The organism is Paenibacillus sp. FSL R10-2796, assembly GCF_037965315.1.
GTDB lineage: Bacteria > Bacillota > Bacilli > Paenibacillales > Paenibacillaceae > Paenibacillus_AQ > Paenibacillus_AQ odorifer.
The window spans coordinates 3,023,462-3,044,572 of sequence record NZ_CP150178.1; the positions used below are offsets into that span (position 1 = coordinate 3,023,462).

The window sequence follows — 21,111 nt, forward strand, 5'->3', positions numbered from 1 at the left end:
ACCATTCAAGAATCACCATGCCTGTTTTGGGTAAAACTCATATGAGAGGTTTTACCAGATCTCAATTCTGGAAGGAGGCTATGGTCTTGAATTCAAATAATTCACAATCGCAAGGGCTGGTACCCTTCCATACACTGAGCGAGGAAGAAGTGCTGAATAGGCTGGAAACTCGGAAAGAGGGTTTATCTTCCGATGAAGCAGCTAAACTTCTGGAGCGATATGGGAAGAATGTACTGCAAGAAGCGAAGACTAAATCGCTATTAGAAAAGTTTATCGAACAATTTAAAAATGTAATGATCTTTATTTTGCTAGTAGCAGCTGTATTGTCAGGAGTTTTGGGGGAATGGACGGATACGATTATTATTTTGCTTGTAGTCATTCTGAACGCGGTGCTTGGAGTTATTCAGGAAAATAAGGCGGAGCAGGCACTCGATGCGCTTAAAAGCATGTCCTCTCCGCATGCCAGAGTAAGACGTTCCGGTCAGGTTACTGAGATAAAAAGTGAAGACCTCGTACCCGGGGATATCGTATTACTGGAAGCCGGAAATGTAGTTCCGGCGGATATAAGACTTTTGGAAGCTGCATCGTTAAAGACGGAGGAAGCCGCGCTTACAGGAGAATCATTGCCATCAGAAAAGCGGGCCGGTGTGCTTGAAGGCAGCGACATTGTAATCGGTGACCGCACCAATATGGCTTACATGAGCAGCAGTGTTACTTATGGCCGGGCGGTTGGTGTCGTTACAACAACAGGAATGCAGACGGAGGTCGGTAGAATTGCCGGTTTTATCTCGGAGGAAGATAATGATGTAACACCGCTGCAAAAAAAGCTGGATGAACTAGGGAAATATTTCACCTTTATTATTCTTGGCGTTTGCGTGATTATCTTTGCCGTTGGGATCTTCGAGGGAAGAGAGCTAATGGATATGCTACTCACCTCGATCTCACTTGCGGTAGCGGCTATCCCGGAAGGGCTGCCAGCAATTGTTACGATCATTCTCGCGCTTGGTGTGCAGCGAATGGCGGGACGAAAAGCGATCATTCGCAAGCTTCCTGCCGTGGAGACACTCGGAAGTACAGAGATTATATGCTCCGATAAGACAGGTACTTTAACATTAAATAAAATGACTGTCGAAAAAGTACATGTCAACGGAAAGACCACTGATTCCAGTGCAGGACTTGAAGGGATTCCTGGTGGTGAGTTACTGCTTCAAGCTATGACGCTTTGTAATGACTCCAGCATTGACGAAGGAAAGACTCCTAGTGAAACTGAAGCAAAAGCTGGAAACAAGGATCCCCAAACCAAGAGCGGAAAAGCAATCATCGGCGATCCGACGGAGACCGCGTTAGTCGATTATGCGCTTAGTATAGGTACTGACAAAAGGGAGCTTGAAAAGAAATATCCACGTAAAAATGAGCTGCCTTTTGACTCTGATCGCAAGCTGATGACAACGATTCATGAGGTAGAAGATGGTCGATATCGTGTGCTGACAAAGGGTGCACCAGATGTACTTTTGTCCAAATGCAGCCATATTTATGTGGATGGAGAAATTGTACCTCTACAAGACGAACATAAGCGGAATATCATGGAGAGTAATAAAATGCTCGCAAATGACGCACTTCGAGTGTTGGCGTTTGCTTTCCGAGATGAGGAGCAGCTGCCGACCGATCTCTCACCAGATACCACAGAGATAGAGTTAGTATTTATTGGTTTGGTTGGTATGATAGACCCGCCGCGTGAGGAAGTACGGGATGCGGTAGCCATCTGCCGTAAAGCGGGAATAAGACCTGTAATGATTACAGGGGATCATCGTGATACAGCAGCGGCTATTGCCAAAAGATTAGGGATTATTGAAGATGAATCAGGTGTATTAACGGGCAGTGAGCTGGATAAATTCAGCGAAGAGGAATTTGCGGAGAAGGTTACCGATTATTCGGTTTATGCACGCGTCTCTCCTGAACACAAGGTGCGTATCGTTAAGGCTTGGCGGCAAAAAGGAAAAATTGTGGCGATGACCGGAGATGGTGTAAATGATGCTCCTGCACTTAAATCATCCGACATCGGTGTGGGCATGGGGATAACCGGAACGGATGTTGCCAAGGGTGTATCAGATATGGTGCTTGCCGACGATAACTTTACGACTATAGTTGTTGCCGTTGAAGAAGGACGGAAAGTTTACAGCAATATCCGCAAAGCAATCCAGTTCCTTCTCTCCGCTAACCTTGGGGAAGTGCTGACATTATTTATTGCCACTATGATTGGTTGGCGTATTCTAGAGCCGATCCATATCCTGTGGATTAATCTCGTTACGGATACTTTACCTGCACTTGCCCTCGGGCTTGAGAAAGCCGGTGAGGATGTAATGGCGAAGAAGCCGCGTAAAGCAAGCAGTAGCATCTTTGCTGGCGGCGTGGGGATTGGGATTATATATCAAGGGATTATAGAAGCGGCGCTTACGTTATTCGTGTACCAATGGGCGCATACGCATTACAATGAAGGTATTGCGGTTACAATGGCCTTTGCCACATTAGGATTACTGCAAATTGCCCATGCTTTTAACGTCAGATCCAATAAAAAATCGCTATTCCAGATCGGTTGGTTCAGCAATCGGTATATGTTATGGGCGTCGCTGATCTCTATACTAATGCTTGTGCTTGTGATCATCATCCCGGGCTTAAACGACTGGTTTGGTGTCTCACATTTAAGTGGATTACAGTGGGGAATAGTATGTGCAGCAGCTGTAGCGATTATTGTCATAGTAGAACTTGTAAAGCTGTTTGTCCGGATAAGCGGAAGGGGCAAGAGCTGGGATTAAGAATTTGGTTAAGAGTTGTAGTCAAAAGCCTGAATCCCTTCAATAGGGATTCAGGCTTTTTGAATGATTTCTTTTAAAGTATGGGAAGCTTATAAAACACGTTGCATGTGGAGGATTACATTACTCCAATAACCTGAGTCGAGGTCACTGATCTGAACTCCGGGTTCGCCCCAAGTGTGGATAAACTTTCCGTCTCCAATGTAAATACCGACATGACCAGGTATAGCATCACTTTCAAATCGGCCGGGAACGGTAAAAAAGATAAGATCTCCTACATCCAGTTCGCTTCGACTTACACGAGTACCTAAATTATCTTGATCTTTAGCTAAACGAGGTAAGCTGACACCGAATTTTTTGAAAACATGCTTTGTAAAAGAAGAGCAATCAAATTTTTTGGTTTCTTCATAAGATCCAGCGCCAAAGTCGTAGGGTACACCTAAGAAATTTTTGGCAAAAGCGACTAACTCCTTTTTATCCGCTTCAGAAATACTTTGAATGCGTAAAGATTTAGATTCACTCGTGGATTCGACCGTCGATAATTTTTCGATAGTCTTACGTTCGGACGGTGTAGCAATGTTTATCTCACCCGACTGGGGATTCCAGCCTACTTCTGTTTGCAGAAATTTGGACAAGGCTAAAGGGGTGATATAGATTTGCCCTTCTTGTCGTCTAGGGGCTTGTGGCAGTGTGATTTTTTCCCCAAGTGAGAATACCTGTGGTGAGCCAGGGCGCAGCATATACATAACATCGCTATAACCAATTTTAGTGTATCCATCACTTGAACCATCATCTTTCATCCGATATCCGAGCGAAGTAACCGCAGGCTTAAGTGGAATCCAGTACTTTCCCTGAGCGTCAGTAATTGCAGATTGTTCATAATAACTGGAGGCATTTGTTCCATCAGGAGTTAGCGCGTTAACCTTAGGTTTTTGCGATTGAGATGAATAACCGCAGGATGAACTCGTTAAAGCGACAGCAAGCAATACAGTAGCGGTGGTTAGTAGTCTTTTGTGATTATTAGCCATTTAACACGCTCCATCTTCAAACTGTAAATTAAGTTTGTGCAGGGCGATTTTTTTTATGTAAAAGAAACGAAGGCAATCGTTGTAAGAGACAACCAAGCATTACCTGTTTTGATGTCATATATTCTTCAGAATTTGAAATCTATGGAAATATGATAAGTGATTGACGGATAAACAACCTCCATATAATATAGGTTTAATAGATTTCTATCATTAATGTGAGGTACGTGTAAGCTTGTGCTTTAATGCTTTTATCGATAAAAGTGATAATGCTGAGTCGCTCACCTTGATGTATGCGTTAATAAACTAATGAAATGGGGTACTTTGATGAAAAAGAGAAACATTTTGGCGGGATTAAGCTTATGCTTCATGCTCGTAGCAGCTGGTTGTGGTAACAATAACACTGCGGGAAACTCAGGAAATGCAGCGAATTCCGGTAATTCCCCTACGAATGCAGGAGCAGCAGATTCAAAAACGTACAAAATTGCGATCTCGCAATATGTGGAGCACCCCTCACTTGATGCTACACGCGAAGGAATTCTCGCTGCTTTGAAGGATGCAGGAATCGTTGAAGGCGAGAACCTGAAGGTTGACCTTGAGAATGCTCAGGCTGACCAAGCGAATAACTTATCCATTGCTCAAAAGATTGCCGCTGACTCTAATGATTTGGTATTGGCAATTGCAACGCCTTCCGCTCAATCAATTGTTCAAGCACTCAGCAAAGCAAGTAAGGATACACCGATTTTGTTCGCAGCAGTAACTGACCCACTCGACGCGAAGATTGTCACGGATCTGGAGCATCCAGGTGGAAATGTATCAGGGGTATCGGACACCAATCCCGAAGCGATTAACAGATTAATGCAATTTATAGCTACCCAATTTCCTAACGTGAAAAAGCTGGGGATCGTTATTAATGAAGGTGAACCAAATGCAGTAATTATGGCTGAGATTGCTAAAAAAGAGTTGGATAAACATGGAATCGAGCTTGTGAAGGCTGCCATCACGAATACCTCTGAAGTCAAACAAGCTGCAGAATCACTTGTGGGTCGTGTAGATGCATTCTACATTACTTTGGATAACACAGTCGTAAGTGCAGTGGATACCATTATTCAAACAGCTAATGACAAGAAAATTCCCTTCTTCTCCAGTGACCGTGATACGGTTGAAAAGGGAGCTTTCGCCACCGTTGGTTTTAAATATTACGATCATGGCTATCAAGTGGGTCAAATGGCCGTGGATATTTTGAAAAATGGTAAAAAGCCAGCTGATATGAAAGTAACCATGCAAGAAAAACTCGATCTCATTCTTAACCTGAAATCTGCAGCAGCGCAAGGCATAGAAGTGACTGATGCAATGAAGGCAGAAGTTGCCGATCAAGCTAACAATATTATTCAATAAGCCATTATATAGGGGCGATTTCGTGAGAACGCCCCTTTCCGCTCGAAGGAGGAAGTCATCTATGTTAAATTCGATGCTCGGGGCCGTTGAAATGGGACTGCTTTACGCATTTATGGCTTTAGGTGTATACATTACCTTTCGTATTCTTGATTTCCCTGATTTGACTGTAGATGGGAGCTTTACCACTGGTGGTGCCATTGCCGCTGTTATGATTACTAACGGTTATGCACCATGGCTTGCTACCCTGGCCGCTATTGCTGGTGGAATGCTGGCAGGAATGTGTACGGGCCTATTACATACGAAAGGCAAGATTAATGGACTGTTATCCGGGATTTTGATGATGATTGCACTCTATTCCATTAATCTGCGGATATTTGGTGGCAAACCGAACTGGTCTTTAATGGGCGACACTACCTTGTTCACTTCCATTGATCCTCTGCTCGTACTGCCGTTTGTAGTTATTTTTGTGAAAATAGTAATGGATTTATTCCTGCGTACAGATCTTGGACTTGCGCTGCGGGCTACTGGAGATAATGCAAGAATGATCCGCAGTCTGGGTGTAAACACGGATAATACCACTATTCTTGGCGTCAGTTTATCCAATGGAATGGTGGCGCTCTCGGGGGCGCTAATCACTCAGTATTCTACTTTTGCGGATTCCTCTATGGGTATTGGGATGATTGTAATCGGGTTAGCTTCGGTGATCATCGGTGAAGCCATATTCGGTGCTAAAAATGTATTTCGGGCCACATTGGCTGTTGTGCTCGGATCCATAGTTTACCGGATCGTAGTTGCACTTGCCTTGCGGGTACCGTGGCTGAAAGCTTCGGATCTTAAGCTGATCACAGCAATTATCGTTATTTTCGCTCTTGTATTCCCGTCGATTCAGCGTTTCCTGAAGCAGAAGAATATGGCGCGGAGGCGTTCCGTTGAATTAGCTGAGCAGGCTCTAAGCAGCAAGAGAGGAGGCACCATCGATGCTTAAACTGGAGAACGTATCTAAGCTGTTCAATCCCGGAACACCCGATGAGAAAATAGCGCTGCTCGGCATTGACTTGGAGCTTCTTCCCGGTGATTTTGTCACCATCATTGGAAGTAATGGAGCTGGTAAATCTACGTTGATGAACATTATTTCCGGTGTCATGAAGCCGGATCTGGGTACAGCCAGCATTGAGGGAAATTCAATCAGCCATTTGGCGGAATTTCAACGGAGTCGTTGGATTGGCCGTGTCTTTCAGGACCCAATGGCGGGTACGGCTCCACATATGACGATTGAAGAAAATTTAGCTATGGCTTATAAAAGAGGCAAAAGCAGAGGGATAACCTTTGGCGTAAATAAAGCAAAAAGAGCTTTGTTTCGCGATGAGCTAAGCCGTCTGGGGATTGGGCTGGAGGATCGCCTGCGGGCAAAAGTAGGGTTGTTGTCAGGTGGAGAGAGACAAGCGCTAAGTCTGCTAATGGCGACCTTTACTCAACCGCAAATTTTACTTTTAGATGAACATACAGCAGCCCTTGACCCTTCTCGTGCGGAGCTGATTACTAAACTGACAGAGTCCATTGTCCGAGAGATGAAGTTAACCACCCTAATGGTTACTCATAACATGGAACAGGCCATTCGTCTTGGCAATCGTCTGATCATGATGGATAAGGGCCGTATTATTTTGGATATCGATGAGGAACGTAAAAAAGATCTTACTGTAGAACGGTTGCTCGGAGAATTCGAGACAATCAGCGGACATAAATTGGCAGATGACCGAATGATGCTTGGCTAGTCAGTTGTAGCTGTGAAGGTAGCTCAATATAAGGGCTTGAAGTGAAGTCTGATTCTGGATTTCATTTCGAGCCCTTTTTTACATAGGAATTTTTTCGCCGAGCCATTATACTATCCTTATCTTTCAGTTCACGTAAATTTACCCAAATGGAACATTATGGTTTATAATGGAATTATAGTGATAATAAATGAAAATTATCATATTTAGGGAGCGGAGAATGCAGATGATTTGGAAAAATGTTAGCGCTTACAGAAGTTCGGGCATTTTCAACAAAATGATACTGATTATTTCCTTTTTGCTTCTACTTTCCTTTTTATTCTCTTTGACCGTTTTACAATATGTGTATCGTATCTATGACAAGCAAATTTATGAAAAGGCCTCTGAGGTACTGGGGATGTCCTCCATTAGCATCGAAAATGCCCTAAGAGAATTGGATCAGCTTTCTTTTACAATGGTGTCTGATGAGCAAATTCAAGAATGCCTGCGCCAATTGCAGAATGATCCACAGCCTTATGAAAGACAAGTTCTACATAACAAGATCATAAACAGGCTGGTTGCTTTTGCAGGGGCAGAGAAATACGTTTATTCCATGATGCTGATGGATACGAGTGGCGGAGTAATGACTGCGGGCAATCGTGAAGGAGTATCACAGGATCTGCAGGATCAGTTAAAGCCGTTAGCTGCGGAAGCTAGCGGGAGTATAGTGTGGTATCCGCAAGGAAACAGAAATTCACTTTTGGCGGTTCGGCAGATTAAATCTTATACAGGGTCAACGTTTACGCTGGATGATCTGGGAACACTCGTGATCCGTATTCGGATCGATCTAATCATTGCGGATAGTACGAGCGATACAGACCAATTAATCGCAGTTGATGCCACGACGGGACAGGCAATCTATCCTGAAGCACCGATTCTTTTGCCAGAAGAGCTTAAAGAAGAGACAGAACGTCCGGAGCTATATCGCACGGCCAAATATCAAGAAGGTACTTATTTTATAACCAAGACGAAATCATCTTATATAGATTGGATCTACATCAATGCCACTCCATTTAATGAGATGTTCAAACATATTACTTTTGTCAAAAAGCTGGTCGTCATCATATTCGCACTAATCTTATTAATTGGTCTCCTTTTAGGCTACAGGCTTGCTCGCAGTATTGTACGTCCGATCTCTAAGTTGACCAAAAAAATGAAGCAAATCGAGAAAGGCGATCTGGACAATCTGGAGGAACAGTCATTAGGTGTGGTTTCACAGACTGCGCAGGACGAGGTTAGTCAGCTAAACCGGACTTTTAAAATGATGATCCGCAGGATCAGAGAGCTTATTGATGAGAACTATGCGAAGCAGCTGATTATTAGAGAGACTGAGCTAAAAGCTTTGCAGGCCCAGATTAATCCGCATTTTTTGTACAATACACTGGAATCAATCAACTGGTTAGCCAAAATGAACAAACAAGCCAAAATCTCAGAAATGGTAGAAGCGCTCGGTTACTTGTTCCGCAGCTCTATTGGTCTAAAGGATCCGCTGATTACACTTGAAAAAGAGATCACTATCGTGCGCAATTATGTCATTATCCAGAAAACACGGTTTGATGAGAGGCTTGATTTCCGGATGGATGTACCTGAACATCTGCATGACGCTTTGATTCCGAAGCTGACCTTGCAGCCTTTAATCGAAAATGCTATCCGCTATGCACTAGAGCCTAATATTGAGCCGTGTACCATTTCTATAACAGTTAGTGAAGAAGAGCAGGGCCTCGATATCAGAGTCAGTGATAATGGACCGGGAATGAGCGCTGAATTTATCAAAGATTTGCAGATGGGAAGAGTTAAGACCCGTGGAGAAGGCATCGGCTTAGCTAACATCGCGGAACGGATTCAAATCGTCTTTGGCCCTGAATGGGGCACAGTCATAGAAAGTGAGCCGGGTCAAGGAACAACTATACATGTGCGTATACCTTACTTAAAAGGAGTGCTAGAGAATGTATAAACTGCTGCTTGTGGACGATGAACGCTTGATTCTGGAAGGGATATCGCAGGTTGTGGACTGGGGACGAGCGGGAACAGAGCTTGTAGGCACGGCGTGGAACGGGATTGAGGCTTTGGTAAAAATAGAGGAGCTTAGCCCCGAAATTGTGATCACTGATATTTCTATGCCTGGTTTAGATGGTTTGGGACTGGTGCAAAAATGCAGTGAACGATTTCCAGATGTGAAATTCGTTATGCTGACTGGTTATAAGGATTTTGATTATGCTTGTATTGCTATGCAGAACGGGGTCAAACATTATCTTTTAAAGCCGTGCAATGAGAATCAGATCCATGAAGCGCTGGTTGAGCTGGTAGCAGAGCTCGATGAACAGAAGAGCCGGGGCGAATTCGTAAATAGCATGAAACAACGTCTTCAGAAGGTATTGCCCCATGTGAAAGAACAGTTTTTGAAGGAATGGATCTCTAACAAAACTTATGGAAGTCAGGATCTAGAGTACTATCAGGAATTATTCGGCATTGAACTCAATGACAAAACGGTACGCTTGCTCCTGTTCCGACTAGAAGGTTCTTACGAATATGAGCAATTGTTCGCTCTGCAAAATATTGCCCAGGACGTACTTCAGGAAACACTCCTGAGTGCGACGATAGGCGGTCATTTATTAATATTACTGGAAGACGAAGGAAATACGGTGCAGAATAGCCCCTTGCTTAAACGTATCGCTGAAGTAAGAGAGGTATTCTGCAAGTTTTATAAAATGGATGTGACAATCGCGATTAGTGATGCTGACCTTATGATTCATTCCCGGAGATTGTATCGTCAGACCTTGCAATGCCTGAACCATCGTTTTTATTTGGAGGCGGGCGGTTTGATTACCGGGAGTGATATCCCAAGTGATGAGCTAAGTGGAAGAAATGATATCGAGCTAGATGAAGAGCATATTTGTCTACTAATCAAAGCAGGTGACCAAAATACGGTAGAGCTGGAATTGGAACGATTATTCAACTTGCTCGCGGATGAACGGTTAGATATTAACGTGACGCGTTCATATGTTTTACAGTTATATTCCGCTATGATTCGTTTAGCAGTCCCTGATGAAAGAAATAGCTTCACATCGGGCTTGGCGGAGCTTGCCGAAATTAGAACCTTGGGAGGTTTAAAAGCATACGTCAAAGAGGCAGCGGTTCGCTTAACAGCGATGTATGACCGACATTTTAGTTCCCGGCAATCGCTTATTGTAGACAAAATGTTCAAAATTATCGCAGAGGATTACAAGAATGCAGAGCTGTCGCTTAGCTCGGTCGCTGCTGAAATGTTATATATGAATCCCGACTATCTCGGCAAAATATTCAAGAAAATTACCGGGGAGAAATTCTCGAATTATGTAACCAATTACCGGATTGCTAAAGCATCGGAGCATATTTTGAGAAGTGGGGATGTAAGAGTATTTGAGCTGGCTGAAATGTTCGGCTTCGGTGGAAATGCACAATATTTCAGTCAGGTTTTTAAAAAAGTAACCGGCCAGACCCCTACAGATTTCATGAAACCCCCTCAAGCGAACTGATTATTGAACAAACAAGACGGTTTTTTGTATTCAATAATCACGGAATATTTGAGAAAATTTAACCAATGAAAGCGCTACCTAAAGGGATCAGAGCCTTTACACTATCATAGGAAAAGGGGACATGAAATTGAAAAAGAGATTCGCTTTACTAGCCGTACCATTATTGTTGTCGTCGATGTTAGCTGGTTGCGGTGGAGGTAACAACAATAACAATGCTACTGCTACGGATTCCGCTACAAATACTCCTTCGGAAACGAAACCTGCGGCCACGACCTCAGCAGAACCAGTAACCCTGCGTATCGCATGGTGGGGTGGAGATACAAGACATTCTTATACACAACAAGTTATTGATATGTATGAAGCCAAATATCCGAATGTAACCATTGAGCCTGAATATGCATCCTTTGATGATTACTGGAAAAAGCTTGCTCCGCAAGCTGCTGCAAATAGACTTCCTGATATCGTTCAAATGGATATTTCTTATATTAATCAATATGGATCTAACGGACAGCTCGAAGATTTGAAACCTTATTTAAACTCTCAGATTCAAGTCGGCGATGTGAATGAGAACGTGCTGAGTACTGGAGTGATCGGTGAGAAGCAATACGGAATTCCGTTAGGGGTTAACGTACTTGGTTTTCAATATGATCCAGAATTGCTGAAAAAGGCAGGTGTTGATTCTATCCCAGAGAACTGGACTTGGGATCAATACAAGGAAATCGCCGCAAAAGCTAAGTCGGCTGGACTGTATATGGATGGTTCCATGGCAGCAGACGTGTTCTTCAACTATTATCTGCGTACAAAAGGGCTGGCACTCTATAACAATGATGGTTCCGCACTTGGCTATGAGGACGATGCGTTGTTCACTGACTTTTTCGGAATGTTGTCTGGTCTGATTAAAGATGGAGCGGTCCCATCACAAGACAAACTGAGTCAAAATAAAGGGGTTATTGAAGAGTCGGATATTGTTAAAGGGACAGGTATCGGTGTATGGCAATGGTCGAACCAATACGTTGCTTTGCAAATCGCTGTAAATCGTCCTATGGAGCTGGCACAAATGCCTGGTCCAGATATGGATAAAGGACTTTACATGCAGCCAAGTATGTACTGGTCAATTACTTCTAACTCTAAAGTGAAGGAAGAAGCAGCGAAGTTCGTTGATTTCTGGATTAATGATGTGGAAGCTAACAACCTGATCAAAGGCGAACGCGGAGTACCGATTTCAAGCAAAATCAAAGAATCTGTAGCTACACAATTAACTGATTCCGGTAAGCAAGTATTTAAGTTTGTTGCTGACATGGAGCCTACAACTTCACCTATGAGTCCACCGGTAGGTTCCCCAGAGGTTGTAGCCCTGCTTACAGACCTTGCTGAACAAATGAACTTCGGAAAAATCGACCCAGCAGCAGCAGCAGCACAGTTCCGAAAAGAAGCGAACTCTATTCTCTCCAGCCGTTAATCGTAGGGTAACAGAAAACTATACTGCGTCTCACATGGGAAACGGCATGCCATTTCGCTAGGCGGCATCCCGTTTCCCATATTATTCACATAAAAAGGAGTTGGAGACCCTTGGCATTAACGAATCCCCTACCTTCGAATCCATTGGCTGTTAAGAAAAAGAACCTCACCGGCCGGCGGTTACGAAGCAACCTTACAGGATATGCCTTCATCAGTCCGTTCGTCATTGGCTTCCTTTGCTTCACACTGATCCCGATGATCATTTCGCTGTATCTTTCTTTTACCAAATACAATTTATTCGCTCCACCTAAGTGGATTGGATTTGATAATTACATCAAAATGTTCTCAAATGACCCGAAATATTTGCATTCACTAAAGGTAACGCTGCTTTACGTATTTATCGGTGTGCCTTTACGTCTAACCTTCGCATTATTTGTGGCCATGATTCTAAATACGAAATCACGTATGGTAGGAGCCTATCGGACAACTTATTATTTACCTTCTATTATAGGTGGTAGTGTGGCGGTCTCCATCATGTGGCGTAATATTTTTAGTGATACTGGAATTATTAACGGCATGCTTGGCTTTTTCGGAATTGGACCGGTAAGTTGGTTTGGCAATCCGAACGCTGCGCTTATCATGTTGATAACTCTATCTGTGTGGCAGTTTGGCTCATCCATGTTGATCTTTCTTGCAGGTCTTAAAAATATTCCTGGTGAAATGTATGAGGCAGCTAGTGTGGATGGAGCCGGATTCTTCAGAAAGTTCTTCAAGATTACTATGCCACTCTTAAGTTCAGTGATTCTGTTTAATCTAGTTATGCAGACGATCAGCGCATTCATGACCTTTGTTCCAGCTTATATTATCTCTAAAGGTGAAGGCGGACCTATGGACGGCACTATGTTGTATTCTCTCTATTTATTCCGTCAGGCCTTTATGTTTAACAATATGGGTTATGCTTCGGCTATGGCTTGGGTAATGTTGTTGCTTGTCGGCATCATGACCGGAATCTTGTTCAAGACATCCAAATCGTGGGTCTTCTACGAGTCGGAAGGAGGAAAATAATCCATGGCGAAAATTAAACTGAAATGGCCGCTTTATCACATCCTTATAGGTGGCCTCGCTATCGTTATGCTGTATCCGATTCTGTGGATGATCATGAGTTCTTTTAAAGAGAGCCGGCTTGTATTTGTTACAGCACAACACCTTATACCTGATCCATGGGAATGGGGGAACTATGCTAAAGGCTGGGAAGGTATTGCAGGTTACTCCTTTGGTGTCTTCATCAAGAACTCTTTTGTAATTGTCATTGTCGCAACACTGGGCGCAGTCATTTCATCTTCACTGGTTGCCTTTGGTTTTGCCCGCAATAAATTTGTAGGCCATGGCTTATGGTTCGGAATCATGATGATGACCCTGATGCTTCCTTCCGATGTGGTGCTCGTCCCTCAATACATTATCTATGCCAAATTGGAATGGCTCGATAGTATCAAACCGATCGTTGTTCCACAGTTCTTCGGTGTCCCGTTTTTCATTTTCCTAATGCTGCAGTTTATTCGGACCATTCCTGTTGAACTTGATGAAGCGGCTACCATCGATGGTTGTGGGAAATTTGGACTTTATTTCAGAATTATACTTCCGCTTATCCGTCCTTCTATGGCTACTGCGGCGATCTTCTCCTTCTATTGGCGCTGGGAAGACTTGCTTGGACCGGTATTGTACTTGAACTCACCTTCTAAATATACAGTTTCGATGGGGCTTAAAATGTTCCTGGACAGTGAGTCCGTATCCAACTGGGGTCCAATGTTCGCCATGTCTGTTCTAAGTTTGGCACCAGTCATGATTATCTTCTTTATCTTCCAAAAGCAGATTGTAGAAGGAATCAGCACCAGTGGTTTGAAAGGTTGATTTCAGCAAACGAATATAAATGTTTTAAATCTCTAATTAAGAAAGGTGCGGCTGAATTTGGATAGCTATCGTTTTGATTTTGGGATTAAGGAAGCTGAGCCTGGCTACACCAAAATTCGGCCGGACACATCTTATTCTAAGGGAATAGGGTATGGTTTCACTTCTGATTCCTCCGTCTTTGGTCGTTTCAGAGGGGGAACAGATATACTGCGAAGCGATTGCTGCATCCCACAGAAAGCAGTTTTTCTTCTGGATCTCCCGAATGGGATCTACCGTGTTACGCTGCTGTTGGGTGATGCTCTGGCAGATACCAGCACATTTATCAAAGCTGGAGAAGGCAAGTTCGTATTGGACACGCTAAATGTGCCTGCGGGCCAATATTTGCGCGAATCCTTTGCAATTAGGGTTAAGGATGGGCAGCTAAAGCTATCGTTCTCGGGTGCGGCACCGCGTATTAACGCCTTGGACATTCAGATGGACAATGAAGCGCTAGTCTTATTTCTGGCGGGAGATTCCACGGTGACCGATCAAGGGGAAGAAGGTTACCCCTATGCGGGGTGGGGCCAACTGCTGCCACGCTGCTTCAAAGCCGGAATAGCTGTAGATAATCGAGCACTTTCTGGACGCAGTTCCAAGAGTTTTATTGAGGAAGGGCATTTGGAGGGCATTGCCGCAGATATCAGACCCAGAGATTATCTGTTCATCCAGTTTGGACATAATGATTCCAAAACTGATGATTTAAGACATACCGAGCCCTTTACTACATATAAAGAACATTTGCTCCGGTTGATTACAGTCGCCCGAGAAGCGGGGGCCTATCCGGTTCTTGTGAGCTCTGTACAACGGCGAAGATTTGATAGTGAAGAAGCAATTGTAGACACGCATGGAGATTATTTAATCGCCATGCGGGAACTCGCAGATACCGAGCAGGTTCCACTGATTGATTTAGCCGAGAAGAGCCGCAAGCTCTTTGAAGCTTATGGCTCAGAGGGCTCAAAAGATTTATTCATGTGGAGCTATCCAGGAGAATTTATTGCGCATCCAGGTGGGGTGCAGGATAATACACATTTTCAGATTTTAGGGGCTCGTCTTCTAGCTGAGCTTATAGTGGAAGGGATCCGGGAAGTTGGATTAAACGATCTCATCATTCATCTTCGTCAGGGAGAATAATAATCCTAAAGGAAAAGTAAATATCTGTCGGTTCAACTTCTGTATGCAAGGTTAAGGTTAAGGAAAGAACTTAACTGGAAGACTTGCATGATAAGAAGGAGGATATCACGATATGGCAGATAAAAAGCTTGTAGGTAAGGTTGCAGTTGTAACCGGAGGCGGCTCAGGAATTGGCCGGGCAACCGTGCTTGAGTTCGCACGTAACGGAGCCAAAGTTGTCTTATTGGACAGAACTGTAGAGAACGCGGAAAAGGTTAGACAGCAAGTGGAGAAAGAGGGCGGAGAAGCCCTAGTTATCGAATGTGATGTTGCTGAACCACCACAAGTGGAAGCGGCGATAAATAAGGCGGCCGCGAAATGGGGTCGTCTTGATGTTGTTTTTGCCAACGCAGGGATTAATGGGGCGATGACGCCTATTGAAACGATGGATATTGAAGCTTGGGATCAGACCATTCATATTAACCTGCGTGGAACCTTCGCGACTGTTAAATATGCGATACCGCATCTAAAAGAAAGCGGAGGCAGCATCCTGATCAACAGCTCCATTAACGGAAATCGTGTATTTTCTAATGTTGGTTTTTCTGCTTACAGTACGACAAAGGCAGGACAGGTTGCTTTTATGAAAATGGCGGCACTGGAACTGGCTCAATTTCAAATCCGCGTAAATGCGATCTGTCCTGGGGCTATAAAGACCAATATAGATGACAACACTTTTCCATCAGAGGATCTGAAAGAAGTGAAAATCCCAGTAGAATTTCCTGAGGGAGATCAACCGCTCGAAGAAGGTCCGGGGCGACCTGATCAAGTAGCGAAGCTGGCGCTGTTTCTGGCGTCTGAAGATTCAGATCATATTACGGGGACGGAAATTTATTGTGACGGTGCAGAGTCGCTTCTGCATGGTTAATTTTTCAACATAATCTTGGCCTCTCATAACGGATTCCATCCTCGTCGCTATGCCGGACCACACGGGTCGAAAGAGCATATGCGCTGAGGATGGTTATGCCGTTTTTTATTGTAAAATAAAGCTAATCATTATCTCCAATTTCCGTTATAATGGAGTATCTCTGGAGAAAGGAGATTGCGATATGGATTTTCAATTGGAATCATTAATGAAGTTACTAGTGGCCATGCTGTTCGGGCTGTTCATCGGGATTGACCGACAGATCAAGCAGAAACCGCTGGGGATACGGACCAGTATGGTCATAAGCATTGCGAGCTGTCTTGTCACAGTGGTGTCTATCCATGCCTTTGATAAGTTCGCAGGACCAGAGCATCCCAACATGGACCCAATGCGGCTTGCGGCTCAGATTGTCAGCGGGATTGGTTTTTTGGGTGCGGGTGTTATTCTGCGTAGAGGCGGAGATGCCATTTCGGGCCTTACTTCGGCAGCACTCATCTGGACAGCTTCTGGAATTGGTATAGCTGTGGGTGCGGGATTCTATATTGAGGCAGCATATGCGGTTATTCTGCTGATGTTTGCTGTGAATTTAGTTCCTCATTTAATCCGTTCGCTAGGACCAGAAGTACTGAATAAACATGAAGTTTCAGTGAGGATCATTATGGAAGCTAATTTTGTGCTTACAGAAGTGATCCAAAAAATCGAGCGGCCTCAGGTCAGCTCGCAGCGTAGTACTAGAGGTCCATCCCGAGCGATTCGAAGAATGAAAATTAAAGATTTGGAAGATGGCAGACAAATGATCGATATGGTGATCTCAGCACCGGATCGGGATTACGCAACAGAAATCTATTACGATGTGAAGAAAATTGAACATGTAATGAGCGTAGAAGTGGAGCAATTGTAAAAAGAGCATGTCACCTCATGACTAGATGTGGTAATCTATCAAGTGGAGACAATTATCAGACACTGGAAGGGAGAACAATATATTATGTCAATCACAGCGTATGAAGGACAATATGAAGGAGAAGCAGCTATCTGGTTGAAAGCCGGTCGTTATGAGGCAGCTATTCTGCCAGGCATTGGCGGCAACCTGATCTGTTTCCGTGATACCGAAAACGGATATCGCTTCCTGCATGAGCCTGGAGCTGAAGAGATGGAAGCCTTTAAGGCAAGTCCGGGGATTCACGGAATTCCTGTATTATTTCCTCCAAATCGTTATGAGGATGGTAAATTTCCATGGAATGGTCAAACTTATCAATTCCCAGTAAATGAAGTTGCAACGGGCAACCATTTACACGGATTTTTACATACTGCAGCTTGGGAAGTCGAAGAATTTGGCAGCGGTAAGACTGAAAGCTTCGTAACCGTATTCATCAAGGTGGATGAGAATCATCCTTCTTATCAGTATTTTCCACATAAGTATACGATCAAATTGCGTTATACCCTCGGCGAAGGAGGATTATCTCAACAGGTGCTGGTACACAATGATGGAGAAGATGTGATGCCTTGCTTGCTGGCATTCCACACTGCCATTAACGCACCTTTCGCACCAGGAAGCAGTGCACAAGATTACCGCGTAAAAGCTACTATTGGCGAGCGCTGGGAGCTCAACGACCGCATGCTGCCAACAGGCAAATTCCAGGCGTTGGAGCCAGGAGAAGTTCAGCTTCGTGAAGAAGGTGTGAATCCATATTTTGCATCGATGGACAATCACTACACGGCTGTACCTCAGAACGGACGCAACCGGATGGAGCTTACCGATAGCAAAGCTGGAGTAACCTTGGTGTACGATGTAGGGACTTCGTACAAACAATGGATGATCTGGAATAATGGTGCTACAGAACAGTTCTTCTGCCCTGAGCCACAAATTAACTTGGTGAATGCGCCAATGGTAGATCTTCCTGCTGATGAAATCGGCTTGTTCAGCCTGAAACCAGGTGAATATTGGGAAGAGAGCAGCCGCCTGTACGTAAAATAGAGTTCATGTGAATAGGAATAGGTTATAAAGAAGGGGCTGTCTCAAACGTAGTTTTTCTACGATTAGACAGCCCCTTAAATTTATCTCTTACTAATAATCTCTTCATTAATCTGTTCAATGATGTCTTGGATACTCTTCGAACCAAGATCACCTTCACCACGTTTTCTTACAGAGACAGTGTCGGAATTTTTTTCGTTCTCTCCAAGTACAAGCATGTAAGGTGCTTTTTCAAGCTGAGCTTCACGAATTTTGTAGCCTAACTTCTCATTTCGGATATCTACTTCGACACGAATGCCAGCCTTCTCCATGTGATGCTTCACTTGCAGTGCATAGTCAACATAGTTCTCAGAGACTGGCAATAACTTCGCATGAACAGGTGCGAGCCACAGTGGGAAAGCCCCAGCGAAATGTTCAGTAATAATCCCCATAAAACGATCGATCGACCCATAAACAGCGCGATGGATTACGACCGGGCGATGTTTAAGATTATCTTCCCCGATGTAAGTAAGATCGAATTTCTCTGGCATTTGCCAATCTAGTTGTATTGTTCCACATTGCCAGCTTCGTTTTAGCGCATCTAAGATATGGAAATCAATCTTAGGTCCATAGAACGCGCCATCCCCTTCATTCACACGATATTCGATCCCGAGATTGTCTAATACATTTTGTAAAGATTGTTCAGCCTGATCCCATAATTCTTCAGATCCCATATAATCTGCCGGCCGAGTTGATAATTCAATCTTATACTCAAAGCCGAACACTTGATAAATATGGTCAATCAGTGAGATTACCCGTCTTATTTCATCCTCAATTTGCTCTGGCAAAACGAAGAGGTGAGCATCATCCTGGCAGAAAGTGCGGACTCTCATCATCCCGTTCAGTGCTCCGGAATATTCATGGCGATGCACTTGACCGAATTCCGAGATACGGATAGGCAGTTCCCGGTAGGAATGCAGATTATTTTTGAAAATTAGCATATGCCCAGGGCAGTTCATCGGCTTAAGGGCAAATTTTGTTTCATCTACATCTGTGAAATACATATTGTCCTTGTAGTGATCCCAGTGTCCTGACTGCTCCCAAAGCCGATTGTTCATCATCAGCGGTGTACGAACTTCATCGTAATCTCTCTGTCTTTGTAATTCCCGGGCAAAGTTCTCAAGCTCTGTACGGATTGTCATTCCCTTGGGAAGATAGAAGGGCATGCCTGGCGCTTCTTCTGAGAACATGAACAACTCAAGTTCTTTGCCGAGCTTACGGTGGTCACGTTTTTTAGCTTCTTCAAGAAACAGTAAATGTTCCTCTAACTGCGCTTTTTTAGGAAAGGCAGTTCCATAAATACGTTGCAGCATTTTGTTATTGGAATCTCCACGCCAGTAGGCACCCGCTACATTCAACAGCTTAAAGGCTTTGACCAAGCCAGTAGAGGGAAGATGTGGCCCACGGCAAAGATCGGAGAATTCACCTTGATCATAAATAGTTAATACTGTGTCTTCCGGCAGATCATGAATAAGCTCCAGCTTTAAAGGCTCATTCAGCTCTTCAAAAAGTTTAATGGCCTCTGCGCGGCTCACCACACGGCGGACAATCTGGTGATTCTCTTGGATGATTTTCGCCATTTCTTGTTCGATTGCAGCAAGATCATCAGTGGATAGAGGTTTCTCAATATCAATGTCATAGTAGAAGCCGTCTTCGATAACAGGACCTATGCCTAGCTGGACAGCTTTATCTCCATATATACGTTTTATGGCCTGCGCCATGATATGTGCAGTACTGTGTCTATAAACCTCAAGACCGTCTTTGCTATCCAACGTAACAATATCGAGCCGGCAATCATATTCGATCGCTTGGTTTAGATCAACAGATTTTCCATCAATTTTTCCAGCTACAGCATTTTTTTTCAGACTGGTACTTATGGCACCTGCTGCTTCTTTAATCGTTGTTCCTTGCAGTACCTCTCTAATTGTTCCATCTTGCAGTGTTACCTTGATCTTCATGATTTTAGCCTCCGTTTCTCAAATATTGTTAGTTGTGAACGCAAAAAAACGCATCTCTCCCAGAAAGGGACGAGTGCGTTCAGCTCGTGGTTCCACCCTAATTCGACCTGTCATATAGACAGGACCTCATTGGTATCCGATATCGGGGATAAATCGGTGCCGCATACTACCGAAAAAACAAAGTTCTACGGATTCAGCGCCACGGCTACAAAGGGGTAACTTCACAACCGGTAACTGGAGAAGCTTGCAGCCTGGACTTCTCTCTCTGGACAGTTCGTGTAGGAAATCATGTCTTTGATCATTGCCATATTCTGTTGCTAGTTAATATTACTCAATAGTATTCGATAAAGTCAAGGGGGGGAGGTGCACAGAAATCGGATGATCGTTTCTCCGCGGTCTTCATTTGCTTATTGGTAAAGGAAATGAGGATGGACTTGGCGAATTTATATTTCAACATGCTTAAGGGGGATTGTAATGCAGATTATTGCCATGCTGACGATGCTAATCGACCATATTGGCTATATCTTTTTCCCGGAGAATCTTGCTTGGAGATATGTAGGGAGAATAGCTTTTCCGATTTATTGTTATGGGCTTGTGCAGGGACATATCCATACTTCATCCAGACCTAAATATTTATTTCGGTTGCTCTTGATTGCGATTATTGCCCAGATTCCCTATAATCTAGCGCTAAATTCTGGTGGCTGGAACGTGGTGTTTACGTTATTGCTGTCAGCAATCGTACTGGTAATTTTGGACAAGCTGCCTTCACTATGGCTTGGTATACCTGTGGTAATTGCTGCTATAGTGTTAATGGATTATTACCCTATAGATTATAATGCGTACGGTTTGCTCTTAGTATTGATTTTTCGTTATACGAAATCGTACTGGCTTGTTGGAGCCCATCTGGCACTGAATCTTTTCTATATGTTTTATAATTATTGGGTTGTACAGATGCTCAGTATTTTACCTACCTTGCTGATTGCTTTTACGCCTTTAATTTGGGATCGCTTGGAGCGGCACCGGGTTCCGCGCTGGATGTGGTGGTCATTTTATCCTGCACATTTACTGATGTTGGCGATAGTTAAGGCTGTAATTTACAAGGATTGGGCTCAGATCGAATGGCGAAGTTTGTTGAATATCTAAACATTT

16 protein-coding genes are annotated in these 21,111 nt (G+C 43.8%); 14 read left to right on the top strand and 2 right to left on the bottom strand.

Annotated elements, in window-relative coordinates:
- The first annotated feature begins 116 nt into the window (after positions 1 to 116).
- Positions 117 to 2,813, top strand: coding sequence for a calcium-translocating P-type ATPase, SERCA-type (locus NST58_RS13680; RefSeq protein ID WP_217696552.1), 2,697 nt, complete (start codon positions 117 to 119; stop codon positions 2,811 to 2,813).
- Positions 2,814 to 2,902: 89 nt separating this feature from the next.
- Here the strand turns inward: NST58_RS13680 and NST58_RS13685 are convergent, their stop codons facing one another.
- A complete protein-coding gene (locus NST58_RS13685; protein ID WP_076189887.1) occupies positions 2,903 to 3,838 on the bottom strand; it encodes an NlpC/P60 family protein in 936 nt (311 codons plus the stop codon).
- A 324-nt stretch (positions 3,839 to 4,162) separates the two neighbouring features.
- Here NST58_RS13685 and NST58_RS13690 point away from each other — a divergent pair, with 324 nt between their 5' ends.
- From NST58_RS13690 to NST58_RS13745, 12 genes are all read left to right on the top strand, one after another.
- Positions 4,163 to 5,233: an ABC transporter substrate-binding protein gene (locus NST58_RS13690; RefSeq protein ID WP_339248355.1), complete on the top strand. Its 1,071-nt coding sequence runs from the start codon at positions 4,163 to 4,165 to the stop codon at positions 5,231 to 5,233.
- A gap of 61 nt (positions 5,234 to 5,294) precedes the next feature.
- Positions 5,295 to 6,218: an ABC transporter permease gene (locus NST58_RS13695; protein ID WP_036686219.1), complete on the top strand. Its 924-nt coding sequence runs from the start codon at positions 5,295 to 5,297 to the stop codon at positions 6,216 to 6,218.
- A complete protein-coding gene (locus NST58_RS13700) occupies positions 6,211 to 7,005 on the top strand; it encodes an ABC transporter ATP-binding protein (RefSeq protein WP_339248358.1) in 795 nt (264 codons plus the stop codon). Before NST58_RS13695 ends, NST58_RS13700 begins: the two co-directional genes overlap by 8 nt.
- 223 nt (positions 7,006 to 7,228) lie before the next feature.
- Positions 7,229 to 8,995 carry a sensor histidine kinase gene (locus NST58_RS13705; protein WP_339248360.1) on the top strand — a complete coding sequence of 589 codons (1,767 nt, stop codon included), beginning with the start codon at positions 7,229 to 7,231 and terminating at the stop codon, positions 8,993 to 8,995.
- Positions 8,988 to 10,556 carry a response regulator gene (locus NST58_RS13710; RefSeq protein ID WP_076183420.1) on the top strand — a complete coding sequence of 523 codons (1,569 nt, stop codon included), beginning with the start codon at positions 8,988 to 8,990 and terminating at the stop codon, positions 10,554 to 10,556. The genes NST58_RS13705 and NST58_RS13710 overlap by 8 nt, the downstream gene beginning before the upstream one ends.
- A gap of 121 nt (positions 10,557 to 10,677) precedes the next feature.
- Positions 10,678 to 12,015: an extracellular solute-binding protein gene (locus tag NST58_RS13715; protein ID WP_076202541.1), complete on the top strand. Its 1,338-nt coding sequence runs from the start codon at positions 10,678 to 10,680 to the stop codon at positions 12,013 to 12,015.
- A 143-nt stretch (positions 12,016 to 12,158) separates the two neighbouring features.
- Entirely contained in the window at positions 12,159 to 13,079 is a 921-nt protein-coding gene (locus NST58_RS13720) for a sugar ABC transporter permease (protein ID WP_076105030.1), read from the top strand.
- Positions 13,080 to 13,082: 3 nt separating this feature from the next.
- Complete coding sequence (locus NST58_RS13725) at positions 13,083 to 13,922, top strand: carbohydrate ABC transporter permease (RefSeq protein WP_038570347.1); 840 nt, start codon at positions 13,083 to 13,085, stop codon at positions 13,920 to 13,922.
- A 57-nt stretch (positions 13,923 to 13,979) separates the two neighbouring features.
- The gene (locus tag NST58_RS13730) at positions 13,980 to 15,092 is read left to right on the top strand and encodes a rhamnogalacturonan acetylesterase (protein ID WP_076183422.1); all 1,113 of its coding nucleotides are present in this window, start codon (positions 13,980 to 13,982) and stop codon (positions 15,090 to 15,092) included.
- Between the two features lie 112 nt (positions 15,093 to 15,204).
- Positions 15,205 to 15,996: an SDR family NAD(P)-dependent oxidoreductase gene (locus tag NST58_RS13735; protein ID WP_076105002.1), complete on the top strand. Its 792-nt coding sequence runs from the start codon at positions 15,205 to 15,207 to the stop codon at positions 15,994 to 15,996.
- Between the two features lie 181 nt (positions 15,997 to 16,177).
- Complete coding sequence (locus tag NST58_RS13740) at positions 16,178 to 16,894, top strand: MgtC/SapB family protein (protein ID WP_036686231.1); 717 nt, start codon at positions 16,178 to 16,180, stop codon at positions 16,892 to 16,894.
- Positions 16,895 to 16,978: 84 nt separating this feature from the next.
- Positions 16,979 to 17,968 (top strand): aldose 1-epimerase, encoded by a 990-nt coding sequence (locus NST58_RS13745; protein ID WP_339248365.1) that lies wholly within the window; start codon positions 16,979 to 16,981, stop codon positions 17,966 to 17,968.
- 80 nt (positions 17,969 to 18,048) lie between these two features.
- Here NST58_RS13745 and thrS read toward each other — a convergent pair whose 3' ends face one another.
- On the bottom strand, positions 18,049 to 19,962 hold the full coding sequence (thrS, locus tag NST58_RS13750; protein WP_339248367.1) for a threonine--tRNA ligase: 1,914 nt from the start codon (positions 19,960 to 19,962) through the stop codon (positions 18,049 to 18,051).
- 474 nt (positions 19,963 to 20,436) lie between these two features.
- Here thrS and NST58_RS13755 point away from each other — a divergent pair, with 474 nt between their 5' ends.
- On the top strand, positions 20,437 to 21,105 hold the full coding sequence (locus NST58_RS13755) for a TraX family protein (RefSeq protein ID WP_076125898.1): 669 nt from the start codon (positions 20,437 to 20,439) through the stop codon (positions 21,103 to 21,105).
- Positions 21,106 to 21,111: the final 6 nt, after the last annotated feature.

What these genes read in the sequence shown, in the direction of transcription:
- NST58_RS13685 (WP_076189887.1), bottom strand. Translation starts at nt 3,838, where the DNA reads ATGGCTAATAATCACAAAAGACTACTAACCACCGCTACTGTATTGCTT.
- NST58_RS13690 (WP_339248355.1), top strand. Translation starts at nt 4,163, where the DNA reads ATGAAAAAGAGAAACATTTTGGCGGGATTAAGCTTATGCTTCATGCTC.
- NST58_RS13695 (WP_036686219.1), top strand. Translation starts at nt 5,295, where the DNA reads ATGTTAAATTCGATGCTCGGGGCCGTTGAAATGGGACTGCTTTACGCA.
- NST58_RS13700 (WP_339248358.1), top strand. Translation starts at nt 6,211, where the DNA reads ATGCTTAAACTGGAGAACGTATCTAAGCTGTTCAATCCCGGAACACCC.
- NST58_RS13705 (WP_339248360.1), top strand. Translation starts at nt 7,229, where the DNA reads ATGATTTGGAAAAATGTTAGCGCTTACAGAAGTTCGGGCATTTTCAAC.
- NST58_RS13710 (WP_076183420.1), top strand. Translation starts at nt 8,988, where the DNA reads ATGTATAAACTGCTGCTTGTGGACGATGAACGCTTGATTCTGGAAGGG.
- NST58_RS13715 (WP_076202541.1), top strand. Translation starts at nt 10,678, where the DNA reads ATGAAATTGAAAAAGAGATTCGCTTTACTAGCCGTACCATTATTGTTG.
- NST58_RS13725 (WP_038570347.1), top strand. Translation starts at nt 13,083, where the DNA reads ATGGCGAAAATTAAACTGAAATGGCCGCTTTATCACATCCTTATAGGT.
- NST58_RS13735 (WP_076105002.1), top strand. Translation starts at nt 15,205, where the DNA reads ATGGCAGATAAAAAGCTTGTAGGTAAGGTTGCAGTTGTAACCGGAGGC.
- NST58_RS13740 (WP_036686231.1), top strand. Translation starts at nt 16,178, where the DNA reads ATGGATTTTCAATTGGAATCATTAATGAAGTTACTAGTGGCCATGCTG.
- NST58_RS13745 (WP_339248365.1), top strand. Translation starts at nt 16,979, where the DNA reads ATGTCAATCACAGCGTATGAAGGACAATATGAAGGAGAAGCAGCTATC.
- thrS (WP_339248367.1), bottom strand. Translation starts at nt 19,962, where the DNA reads ATGAAGATCAAGGTAACACTGCAAGATGGAACAATTAGAGAGGTACTG.
- NST58_RS13755 (WP_076125898.1), top strand. Translation starts at nt 20,437, where the DNA reads ATGCAGATTATTGCCATGCTGACGATGCTAATCGACCATATTGGCTAT.